Annotated in this window: 21 protein-coding genes; 6 read left to right on the forward strand and 15 right to left on the reverse strand. The window is 68.5% G+C overall.

The features are described from left to right. Position 1: 1 nt before the first annotated feature. The 3 genes from A6F73_RS05155 to fabG all read right to left on the reverse strand — a co-directional run bounded on the left by A6F73_RS05155 (position 2) and on the right by fabG (position 2,958). A complete protein-coding gene (locus tag A6F73_RS05155) occupies positions 2 to 316 on the reverse strand; it encodes a hypothetical protein (RefSeq protein ID WP_063346671.1) in 315 nt (104 codons plus the stop codon). 870 nt (positions 317 to 1,186) lie between these two features. After that, positions 1,187 to 1,969 carry an IclR family transcriptional regulator C-terminal domain-containing protein gene (locus tag A6F73_RS05160; RefSeq protein WP_063346672.1) on the reverse strand — a complete coding sequence of 261 codons (783 nt, stop codon included), beginning with the start codon at positions 1,967 to 1,969 and terminating at the stop codon, positions 1,187 to 1,189. A 281-nt stretch (positions 1,970 to 2,250) separates the two neighbouring features. Next, on the reverse strand, positions 2,251 to 2,958 hold the full coding sequence (gene fabG / locus A6F73_RS05165; RefSeq protein ID WP_063346673.1) for a 3-oxoacyl-ACP reductase FabG: 708 nt from the start codon (positions 2,956 to 2,958) through the stop codon (positions 2,251 to 2,253). A gap of 399 nt (positions 2,959 to 3,357) precedes the next feature. Between fabG and A6F73_RS39080 the strand changes: the two genes are divergently transcribed. From A6F73_RS39080 to A6F73_RS05190, 5 genes are all read left to right on the forward strand, one after another. Further along, entirely contained in the window at positions 3,358 to 4,170 is an 813-nt protein-coding gene (locus tag A6F73_RS39080; protein ID WP_159398367.1) for a helix-turn-helix transcriptional regulator, read from the forward strand. A gap of 452 nt (positions 4,171 to 4,622) precedes the next feature. Then, a complete protein-coding gene (gene argS / locus A6F73_RS05175) occupies positions 4,623 to 6,386 on the forward strand; it encodes an arginine--tRNA ligase (RefSeq protein WP_063346675.1) in 1,764 nt (587 codons plus the stop codon). A 111-nt stretch (positions 6,387 to 6,497) separates the two neighbouring features. Beyond that, positions 6,498 to 7,256 (forward strand): methyltransferase domain-containing protein, encoded by a 759-nt coding sequence (locus A6F73_RS05180; protein ID WP_079135450.1) that lies wholly within the window; start codon positions 6,498 to 6,500, stop codon positions 7,254 to 7,256. Between the two features lie 222 nt (positions 7,257 to 7,478). Continuing rightward, positions 7,479 to 8,252, forward strand: coding sequence for a hypothetical protein (locus A6F73_RS05185; protein ID WP_063346676.1), 774 nt, complete (start codon positions 7,479 to 7,481; stop codon positions 8,250 to 8,252). Further along, on the forward strand, positions 8,236 to 8,709 hold the full coding sequence (locus tag A6F73_RS05190) for an NUDIX domain-containing protein (protein ID WP_063346677.1): 474 nt from the start codon (positions 8,236 to 8,238) through the stop codon (positions 8,707 to 8,709). The genes A6F73_RS05185 and A6F73_RS05190 overlap by 17 nt, the downstream gene beginning before the upstream one ends. Here the strand turns inward: A6F73_RS05190 and A6F73_RS05195 are convergent. The 12 genes from A6F73_RS05195 to A6F73_RS42140 form a co-directional block, all read right to left on the reverse strand. Next, a complete protein-coding gene (locus tag A6F73_RS05195) occupies positions 8,697 to 9,266 on the reverse strand; it encodes an HD domain-containing protein (RefSeq protein ID WP_244293300.1) in 570 nt (189 codons plus the stop codon). The genes A6F73_RS05190 and A6F73_RS05195 overlap by 13 nt on opposite strands. Positions 9,267 to 9,416: 150 nt before the next feature. Continuing rightward, positions 9,417 to 10,703 carry a serine--tRNA ligase gene (gene serS, locus A6F73_RS05200; RefSeq protein ID WP_063346679.1) on the reverse strand — a complete coding sequence of 429 codons (1,287 nt, stop codon included), beginning with the start codon at positions 10,701 to 10,703 and terminating at the stop codon, positions 9,417 to 9,419. Positions 10,704 to 11,142: 439 nt separating this feature from the next. After that, entirely contained in the window at positions 11,143 to 11,586 is a 444-nt protein-coding gene (locus A6F73_RS05205; RefSeq protein WP_063346680.1) for an NUDIX hydrolase, read from the reverse strand. Positions 11,587 to 11,699: 113 nt separating this feature from the next. Beyond that, positions 11,700 to 12,506: a hypothetical protein gene (locus tag A6F73_RS05210; protein ID WP_063346681.1), complete on the reverse strand. Its 807-nt coding sequence runs from the start codon at positions 12,504 to 12,506 to the stop codon at positions 11,700 to 11,702. Beyond that, the gene (locus tag A6F73_RS05215) at positions 12,503 to 14,215 is read right to left on the reverse strand and encodes a carbamoyltransferase C-terminal domain-containing protein (protein ID WP_079135451.1); all 1,713 of its coding nucleotides are present in this window, start codon (positions 14,213 to 14,215) and stop codon (positions 12,503 to 12,505) included. The genes A6F73_RS05210 and A6F73_RS05215 overlap by 4 nt, the downstream gene beginning before the upstream one ends. Positions 14,216 to 14,333: 118 nt before the next feature. Beyond that, positions 14,334 to 15,149, reverse strand: coding sequence for a hypothetical protein (locus tag A6F73_RS05220; RefSeq protein WP_063346682.1), 816 nt, complete (start codon positions 15,147 to 15,149; stop codon positions 14,334 to 14,336). Further along, positions 15,146 to 16,276, reverse strand: coding sequence for a radical SAM protein (locus tag A6F73_RS05225; RefSeq protein WP_159398368.1), 1,131 nt, complete (start codon positions 16,274 to 16,276; stop codon positions 15,146 to 15,148). Before A6F73_RS05225 ends, A6F73_RS05220 begins: the two co-directional genes overlap by 4 nt. A 545-nt stretch (positions 16,277 to 16,821) precedes the next feature. Then, complete coding sequence (locus tag A6F73_RS05230) at positions 16,822 to 17,541, reverse strand: class I SAM-dependent methyltransferase (RefSeq protein WP_063346684.1); 720 nt, start codon at positions 17,539 to 17,541, stop codon at positions 16,822 to 16,824. Between the two features lie 518 nt (positions 17,542 to 18,059). After that, positions 18,060 to 18,434 (reverse strand): hypothetical protein, encoded by a 375-nt coding sequence (locus A6F73_RS42880; protein ID WP_244293301.1) that lies wholly within the window; start codon positions 18,432 to 18,434, stop codon positions 18,060 to 18,062. Next, on the reverse strand, positions 18,415 to 19,260 hold the full coding sequence (locus A6F73_RS05240) for an aldo/keto reductase (protein ID WP_063346685.1): 846 nt from the start codon (positions 19,258 to 19,260) through the stop codon (positions 18,415 to 18,417). Before A6F73_RS05240 ends, A6F73_RS42880 begins: the two co-directional genes overlap by 20 nt. Next, positions 19,257 to 20,447 (reverse strand): cupin domain-containing protein, encoded by a 1,191-nt coding sequence (locus A6F73_RS05245; protein WP_063346686.1) that lies wholly within the window; start codon positions 20,445 to 20,447, stop codon positions 19,257 to 19,259. The genes A6F73_RS05240 and A6F73_RS05245 overlap by 4 nt, the downstream gene beginning before the upstream one ends. Positions 20,448 to 20,461: 14 nt before the next feature. Next, complete coding sequence (locus A6F73_RS42140; protein ID WP_167745851.1) at positions 20,462 to 20,599, reverse strand: hypothetical protein; 138 nt, start codon at positions 20,597 to 20,599, stop codon at positions 20,462 to 20,464. A 93-nt stretch (positions 20,600 to 20,692) separates the two neighbouring features. Here A6F73_RS42140 and A6F73_RS39085 point away from each other — a divergent pair, with 93 nt between their 5' ends. Further along, positions 20,693 to 22,183: a helix-turn-helix transcriptional regulator gene (locus A6F73_RS39085; protein WP_159398369.1), complete on the forward strand. Its 1,491-nt coding sequence runs from the start codon at positions 20,693 to 20,695 to the stop codon at positions 22,181 to 22,183. The last annotated feature ends 21 nt before the right edge of the window (positions 22,184 to 22,204 follow it).

Consider the following 22,204-nt stretch of genomic DNA (forward strand, 5'->3'; position numbering starts at 1 on the left):
GTCAGCGGCCCCGGACCGCAGTAACGGCGAGCCGCCCGGTGGCGAGGTCGAGGGTGTGCGGGCGCGTCCAGTCCGCCTCCGGCCAGGTCCGCAGCACCCAACGGGCAGCGGTCTTGGTGGTGTTGCGGCTCAGCGCGAGCTGCTCGCCGTACTCGTCCACGGCCACCGTGTAGGGGTGGGGCCACTGGCGGCTCGGGTCGGCGAGGCTGACGCAGATGGTGACCGCGCCGGGGATGATGTCCGCGAGTTGGACCCCGAGCCGCTGCTGGCTCGGGCTGGTCGCCGCGTAACCGGCTTCCCCCGAAAGGCTGGGCATGCGATACTCCGTGGTTCGTAGGAGCGCGCGCGGCGGCCTCTCGTGCAAAAGAAGTCCCGCCGCTCGCAAGGTAGTGAATCGGCACCCTTCGGGGTGCCCGGCCCGGCGCCCAGGAGCTGGTAACTCCAGGGCGCCGGTCTCATTTCCGGCCGTGTCCTACCGCATCAACTCCCCCTCTCTGCCCACCGGTCTTCGCGGCGGGAGCAGAACCATAGGGCGACCAGCCGGCATACATCCAGTCCGTTTAACTCCCTGACCAGGGAGGACCGTTGTGTATGCACTGTCCCCGTGGCCTACGCCGCGCAGGAGTGCCCGGCGCTCTCCAGATCGGGCCGCGCGATCCCGGCTCGCTCAGGCGCCGGCCACGGTCGTCGACGGCGGTCCAAGGCCGCAGGTCGCACGGCCCGAGAATCCTGGACTGCATGCACTCCGCAACATCGAAGAGACTTTATGATCGCCACTGGATTCTAGTCAAGAAATTCGAATACTCTACGCGAGTAGGAGCCCCATTTCCCGCCCAGCGGGAGACGATCTTGACTGGTAATAGCAAACGACCCCACCTGACACTTCGGAGCAATCGAAGGAGCCGCGCCCAGTGGAGTCAGATGGAGCCAGAGGCGGGTGACTGGGATACGGCCACGGAAATCTGCGATCAGAATTTTTGAACGCACTACCGCACATCCCGAAACCGCCGGATCGCATCAAAAGATGCTTACACTCCCGCTAACGAATCCCGACGCACCGCGACTGACCCATTCCGTCCAGCGGAGCTAGCCAGCCCGATGAAGCTCTGCCAGGAAAAGAATTGGCGGTCGACAAGATTTCCTGTCGACCGCCAATGTGTGAGAATAGTGGCATCAGTATGTCGAGTTATGCCGCCATTTGTCCGGCAGCAATCAAGCTCATGGCGCGCGCGGCATCGCATGTCTGCCTGATCGCTTCTCGCAGGTCGCCTGTCATCTCCTCGGCCGGCCTCGCCAGAAGAAGCGACCCCATCACCGTCGATCCCCACATGATGGGTGCCGCGATGCCGTCCCATCCAACCAGGGCTTCCTGGCGGCCGATGGCGTAGCCGCGTCGGCGAATGTCCGCAAGGGAGGCGAGCAGGGCGGTCTCGTCGCGGATCGCGCCCGGCGCTGGGGTCTGCGGCGAGTCCTCAGCGAGCACCGCTTCCTGCATGTGGGGCGGCAGGTGGGCGAGGATCACCCGCCCGGACGCACCGGCGCGCAGCGAGCGCGGCATGGAGCCGAACTGGTAGGTCAGGGCCCTGAGAGTCTCGGGGTCGCGGTCGCCGAATGTGTAGTCGGTGCACAGGCGGCGCAAGCCGCCGAAGCCGGTGACCGTGAACAGCAGGACGGCGCCGCCAGAATTCCGTTGGAGGTCGTCGAGCATCTGCTGGACGTTGTTCGCTGCGGGAGCGGAGGCCATAGCTTGCAGGGCCATCTCGATCATGGCTGGCCCCGGCCGGTAGCGGCCTCGGCCGACCTGATCGACGGTGCGGGTCTCCACGCCGGCCTGGAGGATGCGGTGGACCGTGGAGTCGGGGATGCCGGTGGACCTCGTGAGGTCGAGCACGCCTTGGACGCCGCTGTTCTGGGTGACCGCCCGGAGAACGGTCAGGACGCGAGCGTGTGTGCTGGCGGCCGGGGCCATCGGCCGGTGGGGCGTCGGCGGTGCTGGTGTTGTGGGAGAGGGCAAGGAAGTCTCGCAGGTGTGCAGCGGCGGGGACCGGCCGGCCGTGTCCGATCGCTGGTTACACGACCGGTCGGCGTGGGCGGGTAAGACCGATGGCCCCGCCTGGGCAGCGTGGTCCCGCAGCGGTCCAGTACGAGGTAGTCGCAGCTGGAGCCGCAGGCGCGCCGGGCTTGTGAGCAGTGGGGGGATGGTTCACCGGGCCTGGGCGTCCCCTCGCGCGCCCAGGTCCGATGAACACGTCAGTGGCCCATCCCGGCCCCGCCGTCAACGGGCAGGATCGCTCCGGTCACGTAGCTGGCGGCGTCGCTTGCGAGGAAGGACACGACGCTGGCGACTTCCTGCGGCTGGGCCATACGGCCAAGCGGTACGCGCTGGAGCAGCGCCTCCCGTTGCGCCTCGGTGAGTGCCGCCGTCATGTCGGTCTCGGTCAGACCGGGGGCGACCACGTTGCTGGTGATGCCGCGCGAGCCAAGTTCACGGGCCAGTGAGCGGGCGAAGCCCACCAGGCCGGCCTTGGAGGCGGCGTAGTTGGCCTGTCCGCTTTCGCCAGTCATGGCGACGGCGGAGGAGATGAAGATCAGCCGGCCTCCGCGCTTCGCCCTCAGCATCCCCCGGGCGGCGCGCTTGGTCGCCCGGTAGGCGCCGATCAGGTTGGTGTCCAGGGTCGCCCCGAAGTCGTCCTCCGACATGCGGAGCAGCAGCGTGTCCCGGGTGATGCCGGCGTTGACGACGAGGATCTCGACCGGCCCCTGGGCGGCCTCGACCGCGGTGAACGCAGCGTCGACGGACTCGGTGGAGGTCACGTCGCACTCGACGCCGAGGAGCCCCTCCGGCGCGAGCCCGCTGCGGGAGGCGACCGCCACGGTGGCACCGTCCGCGGCAAGCCGCTGCGCCACTGCGAGGCCGATGCCTCGGCTACCTCCGATAACCAGGGCCGAGCGGGACATGGGGACTCTCCTTCGCGGTGCGGGTCACCGAGCGGCCCGTCTGCGGCCCGGCGACTTCCACGATGCCAGGCCCCCACTGGAACTCTCACTTCCAGAAGTGCCAGTTCCGGAACTCCGAGTTCGCGAACTCAGAGTTCCAGGCTACGCGCGTAGATCACCCAGGGTGATTTGGTGGATATTTTCCGCAACGACCCGAGTATCGCCACCGCGGAAGCGGGAGATAGCTATTGACAGCTCGTCATAGAGCGACCTCGAACGCTTGGTCAAATGATGATTCATCATTCCAGAGCGGAGATTTGTTGAAGATCCAACGACAACGTCCCGATTGCGCTGATGTGGCTTTCCCCACACGCCTATCGGCGCCGACCCGCCAGTCGGCGATGCCTAGAATCGGATGCCATGAGCACCGACTTCGAGCGCCTTGCGGCTCGCGATCTGACGCTCGCCAGCATGGTCCAGTGCTGGCGCCAGCGGACAGATCCCAACTCCATCCCCGGTCTGGTCACGAGCCCCACCCGCCGAACACGGGAACTCTCCAAAACTGAGGTAGCCCGACTGGCTGGCATCAGCGTCAAGTGGTACTCGAAGCTGGAAGCCGGAGAATCCGCCCAATTCTCTGATGCAATTCTCGAGCGCCTGGCATTCACATTCCGACTCAATGATGCGGAACGCCTCGCTCTGTACCACCACGCCACTGGGCGCGCGCCCGCTCCACGAGACACGGAGCCCGACGCAATGGCGGCCATGGATGCAGACATGCAGCGCCTTCTGGACAAGATGCTCCCGCACCCCGCGTACATCTCGGACGTCGCCTGGAACGTGGTCGCGCACAACAACCCGTCCCGGGAGATGTACCCCTGGGTCTACGAGCGCAACATCATGCGATGGGCCTTCCTCTACCCCGGCGCCCGCGAGCAGTTGGTCAACTGGAAGGAGAGCTGGGCCGTCCCCTTCCTGGCCCAGATCCGCACCGCCGCTGCCCAGTACCCCGACAACGAGCAGTTGAAGAAGCTGGTCGCGGACATCCTGGAGGGCTGCCCCGAAGCCCAGGAACTGTGGGACCGGCATGATTTCTACGAGCACCCTGACGGCGACATCAGGCACATGCGGATTCCGCACGGCGGCGCCGGCGCGGTCCCCGTCAGGATCATGGCTCTGGCGCCACTGCGCAATCGCCAGCTTCGATTCATCGTCGCCTTCCACGGCGTATAGCGGCTTCGGCGCGATGCCACTGCCTGGACAAGGCTCTGGCTGAGCTGGCGTGAGCCGGGGCCGGCACGCCCTGGTGGTGGGTGTGAGGGCCTTGCTCGTCTTCCGACTGCTCAGCGCAGATCGACGAGGCGGTGTTCGGTTCCCTCCGTTGCCCTGTCGATCAAGCGTAGGAGCGCAGTTGAGATCAACTACAGGGTGTTCACTCGGAGGTGTCCCCGCCAGACGAGCTTGCCGGCCGCGGGCTTCCAGCGGATTCGTCAGGTACCCGACGCGATCTCCTCAGGCGCCACCCGCTCCTGGCTCCGGCTCTGCCCGAGCTGGCTTTGTACACCGTCGCGGCCGGCATGTGATGATCCAGGCGCGAAAAAGCTGTGGACCGGATCACGGTCGGTGCCTCTACGATTCCGGAAAGTTGACGACGGACTGCCCGTGCGCACCGGAGAGGGACACCCGTGACCGAGGTACTCGCAGCGTTCAGCCTTGTCGAGCGTGCAGTCTCGGCCGCCATGGCCCGGGCTCTGCCGCGTGAGCTGTCGAAGCGAGACCCTCTCGTCCGCCCCTCCGAGCACGCGGACTTCCAGTCGAACGTCGCCCTGTCGCTGGCCAAGGACGCCGGGATGCAGCCCCGGGAGCTGGCGCATGCGCTCCAGCGGGAACTGGGCAACAGTGCGGTGTCGTCGACCGTGTCCGGGCCGGGGTTCCTGAACCTGACGGTGGCCGACGCGCAGCTCTGGGGGCAGGTCGAGGCCCGACTCGCGGATCACCGGCTCGGCCTCGGCTTGCCGCTGGCCGGCACGCGGACCGTCGTCGACTACTCGGCGCCGAACATCGCCAAGGAGATGCACGTCGGTCACCTGCGCACGACCGTGATCGGTGACTCGCTGGTCCGGGTACTGACGTTCCTGGGCGGCGATGTCGTCCGGCAGAACCACCTCGGTGACTGGGGCACGCAGTTCGGCATGCTGATCCAGTACATCGACGAGCATCCCGAGGTGCAGTGGCGAGGCGGCGGGACGGGCTCCGGCGCGGGCGAGCAGGTCTCGGTTCTCGACAGCCTCTACCGGGCGGCACGGCAGACGTTCGACGCCGACCCCGCGTTCGTCGAGCGGGCGCGGCAGCGGGTGGTGGCGCTCCAGTCCGGCGACGAGGCAACTCTGACCATGTGGCGCGAGCTGGTCGAGGTGTCCACGAAAGCCTTCCAGCAGCTCTACGACCGGCTCGGAGTCCTGCTCTCCGAGCAGGACTCCGCCGGGGAGTCGACGTACAACCCGTTGCTCGACGAGGTCGTCGCGGAACTGGTCGAGGCCGGCATCGCGGTGGCCAGCGACGGCGCGCTGTGCGTGTTCTTCGACGACCTCATCGGTCCGGAGGGCGAGCCGGTGCCGCTGATCATCCGTAAGAAGGACGGCGGCTACGGGTACGCCGCCACCGACCTGGCCACCATCCGGTACCGCATCCAGAAGCTCGAAGCCGACCGGATCCTGTACGTCGTCGACGCTCGGCAGGCGCTGCACTTCCAGATGGTCTTCGCCACCGCTCGGCGGGCCGGGTGGCTCACCGACGCCGTCGAGGCCCTCCACGTGCCGTTCGGGACCGTGATGGGCCCCGGCGGCACCCCGTTCAAGACCCGCTCCGGCGGCACCGTGCGGCTCTCCGAACTGCTGGACGCCGCCGTCGAGGGCGCCCGCGAGGCGATGGCCGACAAGCCACACGACCTGACGGGCGACGCCCTCGAGCAAGTGATCCAGGCGGCCGGAATCGGCGCGGTCAAGTACGCCGACCTGTCCACCTCCCGGGCGAAGAACTACGTCTTCGACACCGCCCAGATGGTCTCACTTCAGGGCAACACCGGCGTCTACATGCAGTACGCCCACGCCCGGGTCCGCACCATCCTCAGCAAGGCCCCCAAGGAAACCCTGGAACAGCCGATCGACACCACGCTGCCGCCGCACCCTGCGGAGCGAGCGCTGATCCTGCTGCTGGACGGATACGACGCCACGATCCAAGAGGTCGCCCAGGAGCTGGAGCCGCACCGGCTGTGCGGGTACCTGTTCGCGCTGGCGAAGGCCCTCACCGACTTCTACGGGTCCTGCCCGGTTCTGAAGGCGGAGACGCCGGCCCGCCGGGCGAACCGGTTGGCACTGTGCCGGCTGACCGCGGAGACGCTGGCCCGGGGCCTCGATCTGCTCGGCCTCCAGGCGCCGGACCGGATGTAGTGACAACCATCGCCGCGTCAGCACAATGCCACCCGGATCCGCTTCCGCCGACGGCTGCTGACCAACTGCACGCCCGTGCCCACGCATTGCGGCCCGGGCTGGAGGTGTCCGATGTCCGAGGCTGATGAGCCGATTCACGCTCTCCTCGCAGACCTGTCGCAGCTGCCCGCAGACGGGACACTGGTCGATCTCGGCTGCGGCGCTGGACCGACGCTCACCGCGATGTCCCGCCGCCACCCGCGGGCGCGACTCGTCGGTCTGGACCGCTCAGCGGCGGCACTCTCGACCGCACGAACCCGCCTGACCGAACATGGTCGAGGCGTACAGCTCGTCCAGGCAGACCTGCGGCGGCCCCTCCCTCTGGCCGGTGGTTGCGCCGACGCGGTCGTGTCCTACAACGTACTCGAGTGCCTCACCGACCCTGCGGAGCTCGTTCGCAAGGCCGTTCGACTCCTCAAGGTCGAAGGCACCCTGGTGCTCGCGCACGTCGACTTCGACTCGATCATGGTGGCCGGTCCACCGGCTGACCGGGACCGGCGGGTGTGCCACGCCTTCACCGACGATCGCCAACCGTGGATGGACCACGCGAACGGCCGCATCGGTCGCGCACTGCCTGGCCTGGTCGCGGCCGCCGGGCTGACCCTGCAGCGCACCGAGACGCTCACGACGGCCTCGACGGTACTCACGGGCCACGCCGAACGTCGACTGGCCGACATGTGCAGAGCCCTGCTGGGCTCAGCTGCACGCGGCACGACGACGGTCACCGCAGCCGATGTGACGGACTGGCACGCGGCCGTGCAAGCCGCGGCCCGCGATGGGCGGTTCTTCTTCTCCGAGACGGTAGTGGTGACCGTGGGCCGGTTGACCTGAACTCTTCCGGCCCCCGGCCGGCGGTGCCTGGTCCCGGTGGTCAGGCGCTCGCCGAGCACCGGGGCCGCGCGTCGGTGCCGGCGGCGCTCGCCATCTACCTGCGATGTGACAACTCACTTGGGACGTAGGTCGAGTGTGTATCGCGGCGTGGGAATGGTGAACCCCGTGATGGGTCCCAAGACGTCCTTGTGAGTCCCGCCGCAGTCCGGTTGGATATCCGCTGTGAACGAGCGATTGCGCTCCGCACTCGCCCAGCGCGGTGTGCCCCCTGCGGCACTCGCAACGGTCTGCGAGGTGGACCCCAAGACCGTGACCCGCTGGTTAGGCGGTCGCGTACCCCATGCCCGTCACCGGTGGACTGTTGCGCATCACCTCCGGGTGGACGAGACCTTCCTCTGGCCGGATCCCCATCCTCGGGCCGCACAGGTCACCGGTCCCGGTGCCGGCCTCGTGGCCACCTACCCCGATCGTGCGAGCGTCCCGCGGGAGATGTGGCTCTCCCTGCTCCTCGAGGCAGATCAGGTCATCGACGTGCTGGTGTTCTCGGGGACGTTCTTCGCCCAGTCGAACCCGCGCATCGCCACGATGCTGGCGCAGCGCGCGGCGGCCGGGGTGACGGTCCGGCTGTGCTTCGGTGACCCGCAGGGCCGCGCAGTGGCGATCCGCGGACGTGAGGAGGGCATCGGTGACGCCCTCGCAGCGAAGATCGGCGCCTCGCTGACCTACTACCGGCCGCTGCTGGGCACGCACGGCTGCGAGATCCGCCTGCACGACACCACGTTGTACAACTCACTGTTCCGCTACGACGACGACCTGCTGGTCAACCCGCACGTCTGGGGCCAACCGGCGTCCGCGAACCCGCTGCTGCACCTTCAGAAGGGCGGCGGGCTGGGTTGGTTCGACAGCTATGCTTCGAGCTTCGACGCGGTCTGGGGCTCCGCCCGGCCGTGGACCGACGACGCACAGGGGAGCCAGTCTCATGGCCGGCAGGACTGAGTACTACGGCGATCCGGACGCACCGGCCGCGAACTCGCTGGTCCCCGCAAGCAACCTGCTCGTGCAGAACGAGGCCGGCGAGATCCTGCTGCAGCGCCGACGCGACACCGGACAGTGGGCGCTGCCCGGCGGGAAGCAGGACATCGGCGAGTCCGCCGCCGACTGCGCGGTGCGCGAGTGCGAGGAGGAGACCGGGATCAAGGCGGAGATCACGGGTCTGCTCGGGGTCTACTCCAATCCGGAGCACGTCGTCGTCTACAGCAGCAACGGTGAGGCTCGCCAGCAGTTCGAGGTGGCGTACATCGGCCGCCCGGTCGGTGGTACCCCGACGATCAACGATGAGGCCGACGGCGTGCGCTGGGTGCGGCCGGGCGACCTGGACGAGTACGACATCCACCCGAGCATGCGCCAGCAGATCGGCCACTACCTCAGCGGTCGGTACCCCTACCTCGGCTGACTCGCGCCAGCGAGCCGGTGTTCGGTGCGGGCTACCGCCGCCTCGATCTCGGGCTGTGCGAGCTGGATGAACCGTCCCACCAGCGTGCAGGCTCCATACCGGACGAGGATCTCCGTTACCCGGTCCCGGGCGCCGGTCGGCGTTCCATCGGGGGTGGTGGTCATGTCGCAGAAGATCAGGGCGTCGACCAGCACCTGGTCAGCGAGCATCGGGAACTCGTGCTCCAGGGCCTGGCGGAGCCCGCGTTCCTCAGCTTCCAGCAGGGCGAGCGAGTGGTTGGCCACCAGCCGCACGAGCCGCGCGTCTGCCCCGTGCTGGTCCCGCAGGAACCGTGCCCCGTCGAGGGGATGGAAGCCGGTCAGGGCCAGGCGAGGTGCGTAGCCGACATCGTGTAGCACCGCGGCGGCGACCAGCAGGCCAGCATCCGGCCCGGCGATCGCGGCCAGTTGCTCGGCTTGGTGAGCAACCCCCTGGGAGTGCGACCACCGCCTCGGCAGGGTGTCCGCCAGCTCCTGCTCAGCGATCCGCCGCGCCCACTGTGGCAAGGACTCCGTCACGCTGCCAGCCTCCCCGCCTGGCGCCTGGTCCATGCACGGCTACAAGAGGGCACGCACTGCCTGGGCCACGGCCAATAGCGGCGGCCCAGGCAGTGGCCTCTCCTGCGCGGCAGGCCCGGACGTGCTGCTCCAGGCCTGCCGCCGGTGCGACTACCTGGGTGCTGCTGGGGTCAAGGACTTGCAGCCGAGCCAGCGCTGCAGCACCGCCGGCACCGCGACGGTGCCGTCCGGCTGCTGGTGCTGTTCCAGCAGGGCCGGCACCAGGCGGCTGGTGGCCAGCCCTGAGCCGTTGAGGGTGTGCACGTAGGCGGCCTTTCCGGCCGCGGGGCGGTAGCGGATGTTGCCGCGCCGGGCCTGGTAGTCCCGGGCGTTCGATACCGAGCTCACCTCGACGTAGCCGTCGATGCTGGGCAACCAGACCTCGACGTCGAAGGTCTTGGCCATCGAGGCGCTGGTGTCCTCGGCGGCCAGCCGGGTGATTCGGTGGTGAAGGCCGAGGGCCTCGACCAAGTCGGCCGCCTTGGTCAGGAGTTCCTGGTGGGCGTCGTCGGAGTGGTCGGGGTGCGCGAACTGGAACATCTCGACCTTGTTGAACTGGTGGCCGCGAAGGGTTCCCCGGTCGGCGGCGCGGTAGCTGCCGGCCTCGCGCCGGTAGCAGGGCGAGTAGGCAACGTACTTGCGCGGAAGTTCGGCCTCCGTCAGGACCTCGTCGCGGTGGAGGTTGACCAAGGCGGTCTCCGAAGTCGGCAGCAGGAACCGCTGCGGCCCGGCCGGACCCTGTTCGAGGGCGAAGACGTCCTCGGCGAACTTGGGGAACTGGCCTGCGGTGTAGCCAGCCTGATAGGTCAGCAGGTGGGGCGGCAGGATCAGCTCGTAGCCGTCCTGAACGTGGGTCTCGATGAAGAAGTTGAGCAGCGCCCATTCGAGGAGCGCGCCGTTGCCGCGGTAGACCCAGTTTCCGGTGCCACCGAGCTTGACGCCGCGCTCGTAGTCGATCAGCCCGAGCCGGCGGGCCAGATCGACGTGGTTCTGCGGCTCGAAGTCGAAGTCCGGCCGGGCACCGTGCTCGCGGACGACCTGGTTCTGCTCCTTGCCGCCGGTCGGCACGTCCTCGTCGGGTAGGTTGGGCAGCTGGTCGAGGAACGCCTGGCGCTCGCCGGCCAGGGCGGTGAGCTGCTCCTCCAAGGCGGCAAGGCGGGTGCCGAGTTCGGTTGCCTCGGTGCGTTTGGCGACGGCGGCCGGGTCCGCCGGGTCGAGCCGCGCGATCTCGCGAGAGATCTGCTTGCGCTCGGCGCGTAGCGTCTCGACCTCGGTCGTGCCGTGCCGGTACTTCTCGTCCAGAGCGAGGAAGGCAGTGAGGTCGATGTGAACGGCTCGCTTCGCCAACGCGCGTTCGACGCGCTGGGGGTGCTCGCGGATCACGGTGATGTCCAGCATTTCAGGTCCCATCGATCAGTCGGAGTCCGACGTGATCCCTTGGGGGCGTGGGCGAGAAGGGAGCTCGCGGTGCCACCACGCCTTCGCCGTCACCCGGAGGTGACAACCTCGACAGCTCGATGACGGGAGCGAACCGGCGGGGCATTGGGCCGCAGCCAGCCGTTCCTCCCCGCACTCGGGAGGGGATTCACCACTGGACGCGAGGCTGCCTTCCCAGCTGCCGGCAGCTCTCTCGGCTCGCGTGCCCTGCGGCTACTTGTCTCCGTCAGCGCGTTGCCCAGAGGATAGAACGCCCGGGGCGCCGCGAGCAACGCAGAATCGCCGTCCAGATTCGGCCGATCACCCTGAGCGACGTCACGGTAATGGGTGCGGATCGCTGTCGTGCCAGCTCAGCAGCCCCCTGCCACCAGTTCTCGTGAGGGCCGGCTACCGAAGCGGATCAGCGCCGCTCGGCCAGCGCGATCAGCCCGCGCACCGCGTCCGAGACGTTCGGCAGGGTGTTCGGCCAGGCCCAGACGAAGTCGTCGTGCTCGCTCAGGATGATGGGCTCGGTGGTTGGCGCGGTGGCGGTGAAGGCGTACTGCCGGCCTCGCTGCCCCTTGCGGTTGGTGTAATCGACGGAGCCGAGGTAGCCGGTGATCGTCACCGCCAGGCCGCACTCCTCCAGGGTCTCCCGCAGAGCGGCCTCCTCCACGCTCTCACCGGGTTCCACGCCTCCGGACGGAAGCTCATACAGGCCCGCCATGCAGTCGCCCTGCTTCCGTCGAAGGAGCAGGATCCGGCCACGGTCGCGGATCAGGCACCCGGCGCCGAAGCGCTCGATGCCGTCACGAGCGGCATCCTCCACGGGGGCCAGGACGGACGGCGGGACGTTGCGGCACATGGGCTGCTCCTCAGGTCCGGACCGCTCAGGTTGAGCTGGGCCGTTATGAGCTTGAGGCTCATTCTCGTGCCGTGTTGGCCTGGGGCGGGGACCGCCGCAGGCCAACCGTCTGTCTACGGCGTGTCGCAGTGATCCGCCCAACTGCCGGCAGCGTGGGCGGCCCGGACGCGGTAGTCATACAGGGCGCCGGGCGGGTAGTGGTCGATGCGGCCACTCCAGTAGGTCGCCAGGACCCGGGCGACGATCGTGACAGCCTCGCCCGGCGCCTCCTTGAAGGCCGGGACGGTCTGGACGAGTGCTTCGGCGCCGCGGGGGCTGTGCCCGGCCACGATGAAGTGCGGCACCATGAACGCGGCCACCAGCCAGCCCACCCCCAAGCGGCTGGAGCCCCAGTCGATCACGTGAACCTCGCTGTTGATGATCAGGTTGTCCGGTCGCGGGGAGCAGTGGAGCAGCGTGTCACCGGCAAGGATTTCCGCCGGCACCGCCCGGTAGGCACGGTGGGCGCCGATAGGAGCGGCACCGGCGAACGGGCTCGGGGTCAGGACGTCGATCAGCATGCTGATCTTGTCCAGGACCATCGGGATGTCCGGTGAGCGCGGGCTCAGATCCGGGCGGCGCCCGTCGACGTGCTCGAAGACGAGTGCGAGCCAGCCGTCCACGGTGTCGGACCACAGCAACCGGGGTCCGAGGCCAGGTGGCAGGACGGAGTTGATCCCGGCCTCCAGCTGGTGGTCCTTCGAGAATGGGTGGCAGACGGCTATCGCCTTGAGGAAGACGCGTCGATGGGTCAGGGTGAGGGCGGCGCAGACGCCGGGGGTGTGGCCGCCTGGGCGCTCCTCGATGTGGAGGACGGGGCCGAACTCTCGTTCCACCGCTATGCGTAACGGGGCGGGGATGATGCCGCCGGGGTGGTTCACCGGGTGGTCTCCTCGATGACGTACGGGCCGGCCACGAGTGCGTCCAGGCCGCACCGCAGGAAGGTCGCGACCGCATCGCCCGGGGTGCAGACGATCGGCTCGTCCGCGCCGTTGAACGAGGTGTTCAGCACGACGGGTAGACCCGAAAGCTGGTGATAGGCATCAATGACGTTCCACAGCAGCGGGTTTGTGTCCCGATGCACTGTCTGGACGCGGGCGGAGCCGTCCACGTGGACCACGGCTGGAAGGCGATTCCGGTGTTGCTGGCGCACCGTGCCGGTCGCCAGCATGTACGGGTAGACGAGTGCGCCGGCCGACGGCAGGGCGAAGAAGTCGTCGGCGTGCTCTGCCAGTACGGCCGGTGCGAACGGTCGGAACGCCTCCCGCTGTTTGATCATGGCGTTGATCCGGGAAGCGGTCGCGGCGTGCCGGGGAGAGGCGAGGATGCTGCGGGCTCCCAGCGCCCGCGGGCCGAACTCCATGCGGCCCTGGAACCAGCCGATCACCTTCTCCGCCCTCAGCAGCCGGGCGGCTTCCCCGTGCGGCTCGGCCGTGCGCCACACCCGGTACCGTCCGGCAGGGATGCCGCCTAGGGCCGAGCGGATGGTCTCCTCGTCGTAAGAGGGCCCGAGGAAGGCGTGTCGCAGCGGGCGCCGGAACGGGCTGGCCGCGGTGGCCAGCGCCGCGCCGATGGAGGTGCCGGCGTCGCCTGCGGCGGGCTGGATGAAGATCCGGTCGAACCTGCCCGAGGCGATCACCGTGGCGTTGGCGACGCAGTTGAGTGCGACGCCGCCGGCCAGGCAGAGCGATCGCCGCGGTACGAGGGCCTGGGCAAAGGCGAGGTAGGAGCCGACCAGCTGTTCCAGGAGGTGCTGGAGAGCCCGGGCGATGTCGCGGTGCCGATCCGTGATCGCGTCCTCGGGACGCCGGGGCGGCCCGAGGAGTTCGACCAGAGCAGGGCTGAACAGGTTGCGCTGGGCGCTGGGCCGGCGGTGGTGGTCGAAGTAGCGAAGGTTCAGGTGCAGTCGGCCGGTGCGCGGGTCGAGCCAGGCGAGGCGCTGAATCTGGTCGAGGTACCGGGTGCCTCCGTAGGCTGCCAGGCCCATCACCTTGTACTCGTCGCTCTGCGGCCGGAAGCCGAGATATCGGGTCAGGGCGCTGTACAGGTATCCGAACGAGTGCGGGTAGACGATGTGATGGCGCCTCGTCATCCGGCCGTCGGTGCCGTCATGGATCGCGGCGGTCTCGTACTCGCCGCGGCCGTCGAGGGTGACGACCAGGGCGTCATCGAAGGGGGAGGTCAGGTAGGCGCTGGCGGCGTGCGCCCGGTGGTGCGGCACGGGTATGAGCGGCAGGTAGCCCGGTAGGAGGCCGCTGCGACGGACTACGTGGGGCAGCCGGCGGCGCGTGCGGTACTTGTCCAGGTCGGACAGCAGCGAGCCGATCGACGCTGGTGTGCCGTAGCGCAGGTTCGACGGTGCCAGGAGAAGGTGGAGCTTCGGGTCCACGAACAGCGCTGCCTGGTCGAGGTCCTGCGGGTGGGCGCCGGCCAGGTCCAGGCAGGCCCGGATCGCCTGCTCGGGGAACGCCTTCGTGTTCTTGATCCGATTCAGGCGCTCCTCTTCGACGGCGGCGACCACCGTCCCGTTGTGAACGATGGCCGCCGCCGCGTCGTGGGTACCGAAGTTCAGCCCCAGGGTCAGAGTCAACAGCGCCTGCCGATCCGCTCACGGCCTCCCGTACACGGGCGCAGGGTTCTGGGGGCGTAGATCACGCTGCCGGCCTGGACGTGGCTCTCGGGGGCCGTTCGTGGCAGGGCGAGGTCAATCACAGGACCGCCTCCTTGAGCCCGGTGCTGCCGGTGCGGGGACCGGAGTGCCTTGAGCGTTGCGAGTTCCGGACGGTGTCGATCACTTCGTTGACGTGCTCCGGTGAGGACATGGTGATGGCGATGGTCTCCACACGGGGATCACGTAGCGCCCAGGCGAGAGGGCGGAGTCTGCCGCTGGCGGTGCGGGCGAGCGGGTCGATCAGGGCACCGCGGTTGAGCGGCGACATCCCGACGAAGCCGCGGCCGGCCTGCGAGATCTGGGCCAGATGGGAGACCGGCCAGGGTGAAGCGAGGTGGTATTGGGCGGCGACGGCCGTGATCGGCTCCTCCCGCAGGGCTGCGCTGACGGCCGCGGGGCCATGGCAGTAGGCGTAGACCGCGTCGATCCGGCCGGAGGCGAACGCCACCTGGGCGCCGTACCGGTAGAACTCCCTCAACGCCGCCTGATCATTGAGCAGTCCGGTCCGCTCTGTGCGTTTGAGATCGACTTGCAGCACCACGGCGCCGATCCGGCCGATGCCCAGCTGGCCAGTGGACATCTCGATGGCCGTGTTGATGCGCGCTTCGAGATCCCCCCGCAGCGGGCACTCCGCCTTGACCAGGTGGCGGAGCCCGGCAACCGGGCCGACCTCATCCAGCACTTCCCGCACCGCCCACTGCGTGCCGAGGTGCGGGTTGGAGTGGATCGTGCGGACCCCGGCCTTCAGCGCGGTACGCAGCGCTTCCAGTCCGGGCCGGGAGTCCTTGCCGGGCAGCAGGCGGCCGGCCACGAACGTCGAGGTACCGAAGCACAGGCGTGCCAGGTCCGTCACATCTCACCCCGTGCTTCCAGCGCCTCACGGGTCAAGATAGTGCGGAAGTGCGCGATCGACTTCTGCTCGCCGACGACCTTGTCGAACCGCAGCTCGCCCAGCTGGTCGCGGTAGTGCTTGCGGTTCGGGTTGTCGATGTCGAACTGCTCGCTGTCGCGGTAGCCGGTCAGCCGCTTGAACGTCTCACGCTTCTCGTCCAGCGACATCCCCCACAGCACAGGAGGGTTCTTCTGGCTGATGCAGACCGTCGTCATCCCGTTCGGGCTGATCCGCAGCTTCCAGCAGCCGCCGCACGGGTAGTCCCAGGAGAACATCGCGAGCACCGCGACCTTCACCCCGGTGTCGCCGATCTCGTAGTAGTTGTAGCTCGGGTTGTCGCCCTCGATCGACTCCCGCCGTACCGGCCGCAGTTCACCTGCCTTTGCGAGCGCTTCGAGGATTGCCGGCTCCTCCACGAACTGGTTCTTCCAGAATGCCTCGCCCTCGGCACCGAGCTGGGCGGGGTTGGAGGGGAAGAACTGGTTCAGCTTGATCGCCAGCTGGCCCGCCCCTCCGCTGTTGTTCAGTTCACGGGCGTATTCGATGAAGGCGGGCAGCTCGTGAAGGGTGTCGCGCATCGTCACGCACGAGATCTTCGTCAGGGTCGGCAGCAGCTCGACCGAACGCTCGATGCTGCGCAGGGTGTCACTGTGAAAGCCCCGGCGGGTGATCAGCAGATTGCGCTGCTCGTCCAGGGTGTCGATGCTGACAATCGCCCGGGTCAGGCCGGCGTCGACCGCCTCCTCGATGAAGTGGTGCAGGCGGTAGCCGTTGGTCGTGACGATCTGCTGGTCGTAGCCGATCGCCTTGCCGGCGCGCAGCAGATCCACGAAGTCGCGCCTCACGGTCGGCTCTCCACCGGTGTAGTGGACCCGCCGGAAGCCGATGTCGTAGCCGGCCTGGAGGACCTCGATCGCCTCCTTCAACGACGGCTGGACGATGACTCCCTGCTTCCCCTCCGGCAGGCAGTACTGGCAGCGGATATTGCAGCGGGATGTAATGCCGAACCGGAGGTTCCATTTGCGCATACCGGGCGAGTACCGGTTGTCCATCACCTTCAGGGATGTCTGCTTGGCTTCGTGCTTCATGGGCACCTGCCTTTCAGGGGAATAACGTCCAGGAAGAGAGCTACGCGAATTGAACCGATCCCAGAAGTGGGCGCTGTTTTCCAGGCTCAGAGTCTCTTGCACCATCAGAACGGAGAATTCTCCCGATTCTGGCGGGTCTACTGGGTGCCTTCCAACCACGTTTCGGGACGCTCTGAGGACGTCCCGAAACGTATCCGGTGGGAGCTGCCTGGCGTGTCCCGCGCGGGTGGCAGCGCGGAGCCGGATCGCGCCGCACTGCGAGTGACGGCGGGACCGGATCGGGGGTCTACCGAGGGAGGTGCATGCTGCTCGTCCCGCTCATTGCTACGAGCCGCCAGGGCGCGTTGACGTTAGGCCCGAAGGCCCAACTGCCGTATTCACGAAGACGGCGAGCTCGACACCGACCTGGGCAAGGCTCTGGCCTCCGTGCCAGCGTTACACGCGGTGGCTGGCTGTTTGCCGACGTACCGGCCTGCCGAGAAGAGCACGCTGCCAATCAGGGCGCTGGAGGGCGCGTGCCCCAGCGCCGGCAACGAAGCGCTTGCTCAAGCGTTGGCCAGCCACAGACCCTTGTACTGGATCTTGGGGTGCCGGTGGTCTCTTGTGGTGGTACCGGCCGGGGTGTAGCCACAGGACCGCAGCAGGTCTGCCGTTGTGACTTGGTGCCGTTCCTCGTTGTAGACGCCGATGATCAATCGGCCGCCCGGGGCGACGACATGGTCCAGCAGATGGGCTACGTACGCTCCACGCAGGTCTGCCGGCACGTAGTCCACGCCGGTGCGGACGGCGTCGAAGCGATGCGGAGGCTTCCAGCCCATCGCGTTGGCGGTCCAGATCCGATGCGCCCACTGCGGGCAGCGGGATCGGGCGAGGTCGGCGAGGGCAGTGGAGATCTCCACTCCGTAGGGCTCGATGGTGATCCCTACCTCAGCCGCCCAGTTGGTCAGGCTCTCCATCAGGTGTCCGTTGGCGCACCCGACGTCGAGGAACGTCCCGCCGTGGAGCGGGAGAAGGTCCACGAGCAGGCCGCGGGCTTCTCGCCAGCGTTTCTCGTCGCCGCTGTGGCCGGACTGGGCCCGCGGATTGTCGCCGTTGAGGTAGGCCGGTTCGAGAACGTCCAGGACAGCCGCGTGCCACTCGGCGACCGTGATCTCGCCCGCCTGGTAGGCGTCGTCGATTGGCGCCAGATCGCGCCAGCCTCGCTCCTTCGCGCTCGCGATGTCCTCGGCGTCGTGGCCGCCCGGAGGGCGCGCGATGGAGTCCATGCGCACTCCTTCCCTGTTCGCTAACTTTGTTGCTGGTCCATGGTCTACCTGACGAAGCCGGGGTCCGTGACCTGCGGCGGGGTAACCCCAGTAAGCTCACATGCTCGGTCAGCGAGGAGAGGGGCAAGTTCTGGGTAGTACCCCCGATCAACAGCCTGGAGCATCTCTGCGAGAGCGATCAGCTGACCGACACGTCCGGCAGGAGTGTCGAGGATGTCGGCGAACTCCGCGCGGACGCGGTCCGCGACCTCGGGCACGAGGAGGCTGCTGACCCACAGGACTGCGGGGTCATAGCCGATCGGCACGAGGCCCCAGCGTTCCCAGTCGAGGATCTTGAGCGGCCCGGTGGTCAGGTTGGCCCACTGGAGGTCACCGTGCCCGGTGGTCCGCTCGACTTCGGCCGGGGCCGGGATGCCGAGGTACTTCGGGAAGACCTGTTCGACCCACGTCTGGCGCAGAGTGATCTTCGCGCTGGGTGCTTCCGCGATGCCGGCCAGAGCGTCCTTCAGTGCGCTCCACTAGCCGTCGTCCAGCCCAGGGTCGTCGCGAAGATCCGGCGTGGAGGAGACCGCGGGACCTACCAGGTCAAAGACGTCAGCCTGGTAGAACCAGCCGGTCTCGGTCCAGTCCGCGGTGTTGTGGAGCCGGGGTCGCGGGACGGAGGCGGGGATGAGCTGTTCCGCGCCGAGGGCTCCCTGACCGGTCGGTCGGGGCGCCCGGTGACGGCTGTTTCTGGAGACCCGGAGCCAGATGCTCTCGGCTCGCCGGCCGATGGTGGTTCCGGAGGTGCCGAAGACCGCCGGTCCGGTGCACACGAGGCCGAGGAAGGCCGCTGCCTTTTCGTGTGCTGCCATCAGGTTGCGCCCGGTGTCATCATCCGGCTGAAAGGACATCGAGCACCGTCCTGAGTCGCTTGTCGGGGACCGGTTCGGCGAGCGCCGCTCTCGCATCGTCCCAGTGCCGGCGGGTACTGGTCGAGGTGAGGACGACGTCCAGCGCCGGGCACGCTCCGATGACCTGGAACGCGGTGGCGTGCGGGGTCGATCCCGGCTGGAGAAGGTTCACCAGTTCGGGTGTCATCAGACCCGGCAGTTCACCGCCGTGCAGGGGCGCGGACGCGAACGTGGTGATCCCGGCGTCGCGTGCGTGAACGAGCGGGCCGGCCCCGTCGAGGGCCTTGGCGAGGGGTTCGGCCATGACGAGGCTGATCGGCATCTGCACGCCGGTGAGGCGGTGGTCCGCCGATCCGGCAGCGTCCTGGGCCAGTCCGACCAACTCGGCGATGGTGAACGCCCGCTCGGTGAAGCCGGACCAAGTGGCAACGCCATAACCCCCGATACGGCCGGCGTCCGCGAACTCCTCCAGCACGCCGAACGCAGCCCGGACGTTGAGGTGCAGTTGCTGCCGATCGCGGCTCGACCGTTCGGGGTTGTGGACGAAGACGATGTCGGCACGGCCGAGCACGGCGAGCGATTCCTCGGTCTGGGCGCGGACGTCCACGGGGGCGAGGCTGTGGCGGCCGCCCGGGTGGAAGCCGGTCTTCGTCGTCACCTTGGCGTGCGGGTGCTCGGCGAGGACGGGGGCGAGGTCACGGTGCGCCTGGCCGTGGGCGTAGTTGGGGGCGGTGTCGATCCATCGGGCTCCGGCCATGAGGGCAGTGCGCGCCGCGTCGCCGGCAGCGCGCACCCGGTAGGTCCCCAGGCCGAGAACGGGGCTCACCGGTCGGCCTTGACGACGGCGAGGACCTGGCCCTGGACCAGGGCGGTCAGGACGCCGGCCACGTCCTTGACCTCCAGGCCCGCAGCGTCAGCGAGTTCGGCGATGCTGGCGGTGTCCCCGGTCAACAGGATCTGCAAGGCGGGGCCGGCGCGCTCGGCGAAGTCCCACGCGGTGCCGGCAGTGGACAGGGTGACGGTTCCGGCCTCCGGGTTGCTGGTGAGTTCGGCGCGCGGGGCGGTGAGTCGCACTGCGATCTCCCTGCCCGCAGGAACAGCGTCCACGTATGGCAGGGACGGTGCCGGTCGGCCGAAGTGGGTGGTGTCGGTGGACCGTGCCCAGCGGTCGATCAGGTTGGGCTCGGACAGCGCGGTGAGCACCGCGGTCCGCAGGTCGTTCTGGTAGGCGGCCTTCGTGTCCGCCTCGACGTGGCGCGGGACGTCCATCCGCAGGACGGTGCTCTCGTGCAGCTCGTCCACCAACCACCCCACGAGGGAGGCGCCGGTCTGGGCGACGAGCCCGAACGTGAGGTGGAGCGACTCCGTGCCCTGGTCGGCAGTGACGCTGTGCCACCAACCGCGAGGCAGGTAGAGGACGTCGCCCGGGTGGAGGACGAAGTCCGCGATGGGCTCGCCTTCGGGCTCCTCCGGTGAGTCCACGTCGCGGAAGGTGGGTGCTTGCCGGGTCGGCTCCCACAACCGCCAGCGCTTCGCCCCGTACTGCTGGACCACGACGACATCATGGTCGTCCCAGTGCCGGCCGAAGCCCTCCTGCTCGGTCCAGGAGGCGTAGGCGTTGGTCTGCACGGTTGTGGCGACGAAGCGTTCCAGGTCCTCGGCTGCGCTTCGGATCGGCGGGTGGATCTCGTCGATCGCGTCCACGACGAGGGAGGCACCTTCGGCGAGCCTGGCGTGCAGCTGGGCGGGGTGCAGCCGGTTCCAGGTCACCCCGCGTCGGTTGGTGGTCGGCGTCGAGTACCGGCTGACGGGGACGGTCTGGCCGTCCTGCGAGAGCCGCAGCCGGGGCGGCTCGATGCGGTGGGTGGCGAGGATGGTGTTCAGATCGTCCCAGGACAGGAGGGGAGCGGTGTCGGCTCCATCTGCGGGGAACACGGCGTAGGAGCGGTGGAGCGCCTGGGTGAGGAACTGGTCCCCACCCAGGCACACCGCCCACGAGGCGGTCTCAGGCATCGTGGGCGTCCTGCTCAGGTGTCGTTCTGGTCGGATCGGCCGCCGGTGTTGTCGGACGGCACGTCGGCCCGGGAGCGGGCGGCTCGGATGTTGCGGACGGCGACCAGCAGGCCGCCCTCGTCGTCGTGAACGGCGGGCGTGGTGCTCTCCATGCCTTGTCCTTCCTTCCAGTGGTATCGCCGTGGTGTCCGGCGAGCTCTACGAAATCGCTGCGAACCGTCTTTGAACAGAGCAGAATTGCTGCATTGACGCTGCATCTGTGTGGCAAAGCGTCCGCTGGCCTGGCACCTTCTGGCGCAAGCGGGTTCCGGCATTCTTGGGGACGGGCGATGGGGGCACGGCGCGAGCGGTTCATCGCGTTGCGCATGAGCGCGGGGTACACGCAGGAGTCCCTCGCGATCGCGATGGGGGTCGACCGGACGACGGTCGGCCGGTGGGATCGCGGTCAGGCTGTGCCCCGTCCGTGGCAGATGCCGAAGCTCGCCGACCTGTTGAGAGTTGACCAGAAGGAACTCTCCGAAGCCCTGCTGGACGCTCCTGGGCGGACCGGTCCAACCGGCAACATGGGGCCGGTGCAGGGTACTTCTCTGCCGGACGGAGCTGGCCGGCAAACTGCGACACCGGAAATGGAAGCGGCCGGCGCCGAGGAGACCAGGGCCGGCGTGGCGTCCATGGCCGTCATGGACGGCGGCGTCCGGGTCGGTTGCCGAACGGCCGACGGGAGGATCGTCTTCGTGAGCCTGCCGCGTCGGCCCCTGTTGCGGGCCGGCACCGCTGTCCTGGGCGTCACACCCTCCGAGAGATCCGCAGCACCCGGCCCCCGGGCCGTCCCACCGGCGCTTTCCACTGAGATCCACCCGGTCGAGAACATGCGGTTGCTCCGCAGGTCGCTGGTCGAGTGCGACAACGTCCTGGGGCCTCGCGAGGTCGTCGCCACGGCCCAGGAGCACGTGCGCCTCATCCAACATCTTCGCCGCGAGGCCTCCGGCCGGGACCGGCACGACCTTCTGCAAGTGCAGGCCGAATACGCCGAGTTCTGCAGCTGGCTCTACCAGGACAGCGGCGATCACCGTGCCGCCCAGTACTGGGCGGACCGCGCCGTCGACTGGGCGAGCGCCTCCGGCGAGCAGGACCTGACCGCCTACATCATGGCGCGGAAGTCCCAGCTCGCTGGCGACATGCAGGACTCCATCGAGGCGATCGACCTCGCCGCCGCGGCCCAGCGCTTGGCCGGCGCGGGAACTCGGTTGAACGCCATGGGGGCGGTGTACGCGGCCCACGGACACGCACTGCTCGGCGACGAGAGGACAGCGCAGCGCGCCTTCGACCAAGCTCTCGCGCTGCTCGCCAAGCCGCCAGAGGCACCGGCCGGCCGAGGCCGGTGGCTCAACGAGCCCTACGTGGAGGCCCAGCGCGCCCGGTCGTTGTCGTCGCTGGGGCGCCACCGTGAGGCGGCATCCGGCTTCGAGAAGGCGATCCGGGCCCTGCCCGCGAGCTACCAGCGAGACCGCGGTGTTTACCTCGCCCGTTCGGCCATCGCCCAATTCCACACCGACGGCCCCGAGCACGCCGCGACAACGGCCGCCGCGGCGCTGTCGATTGCGGCAACGACCGGGTCGGCGCGGATCCTCTCCGAGCTGGCGCACCTCGACACCCTGCTGCAAGGGTGTGACGGCGTACCGGAAGTCGCCCACTTCCGGCAGGCGCTCGACAGCGTCCTGCTCCATGAAGTGTGATGACCAGAGCCCTGTTGTCCC

This window comes from Streptomyces sp. MJM8645 (assembly GCF_001625365.1).
Classification (GTDB): domain Bacteria; phylum Actinomycetota; class Actinomycetes; order Streptomycetales; family Streptomycetaceae; genus Kitasatospora.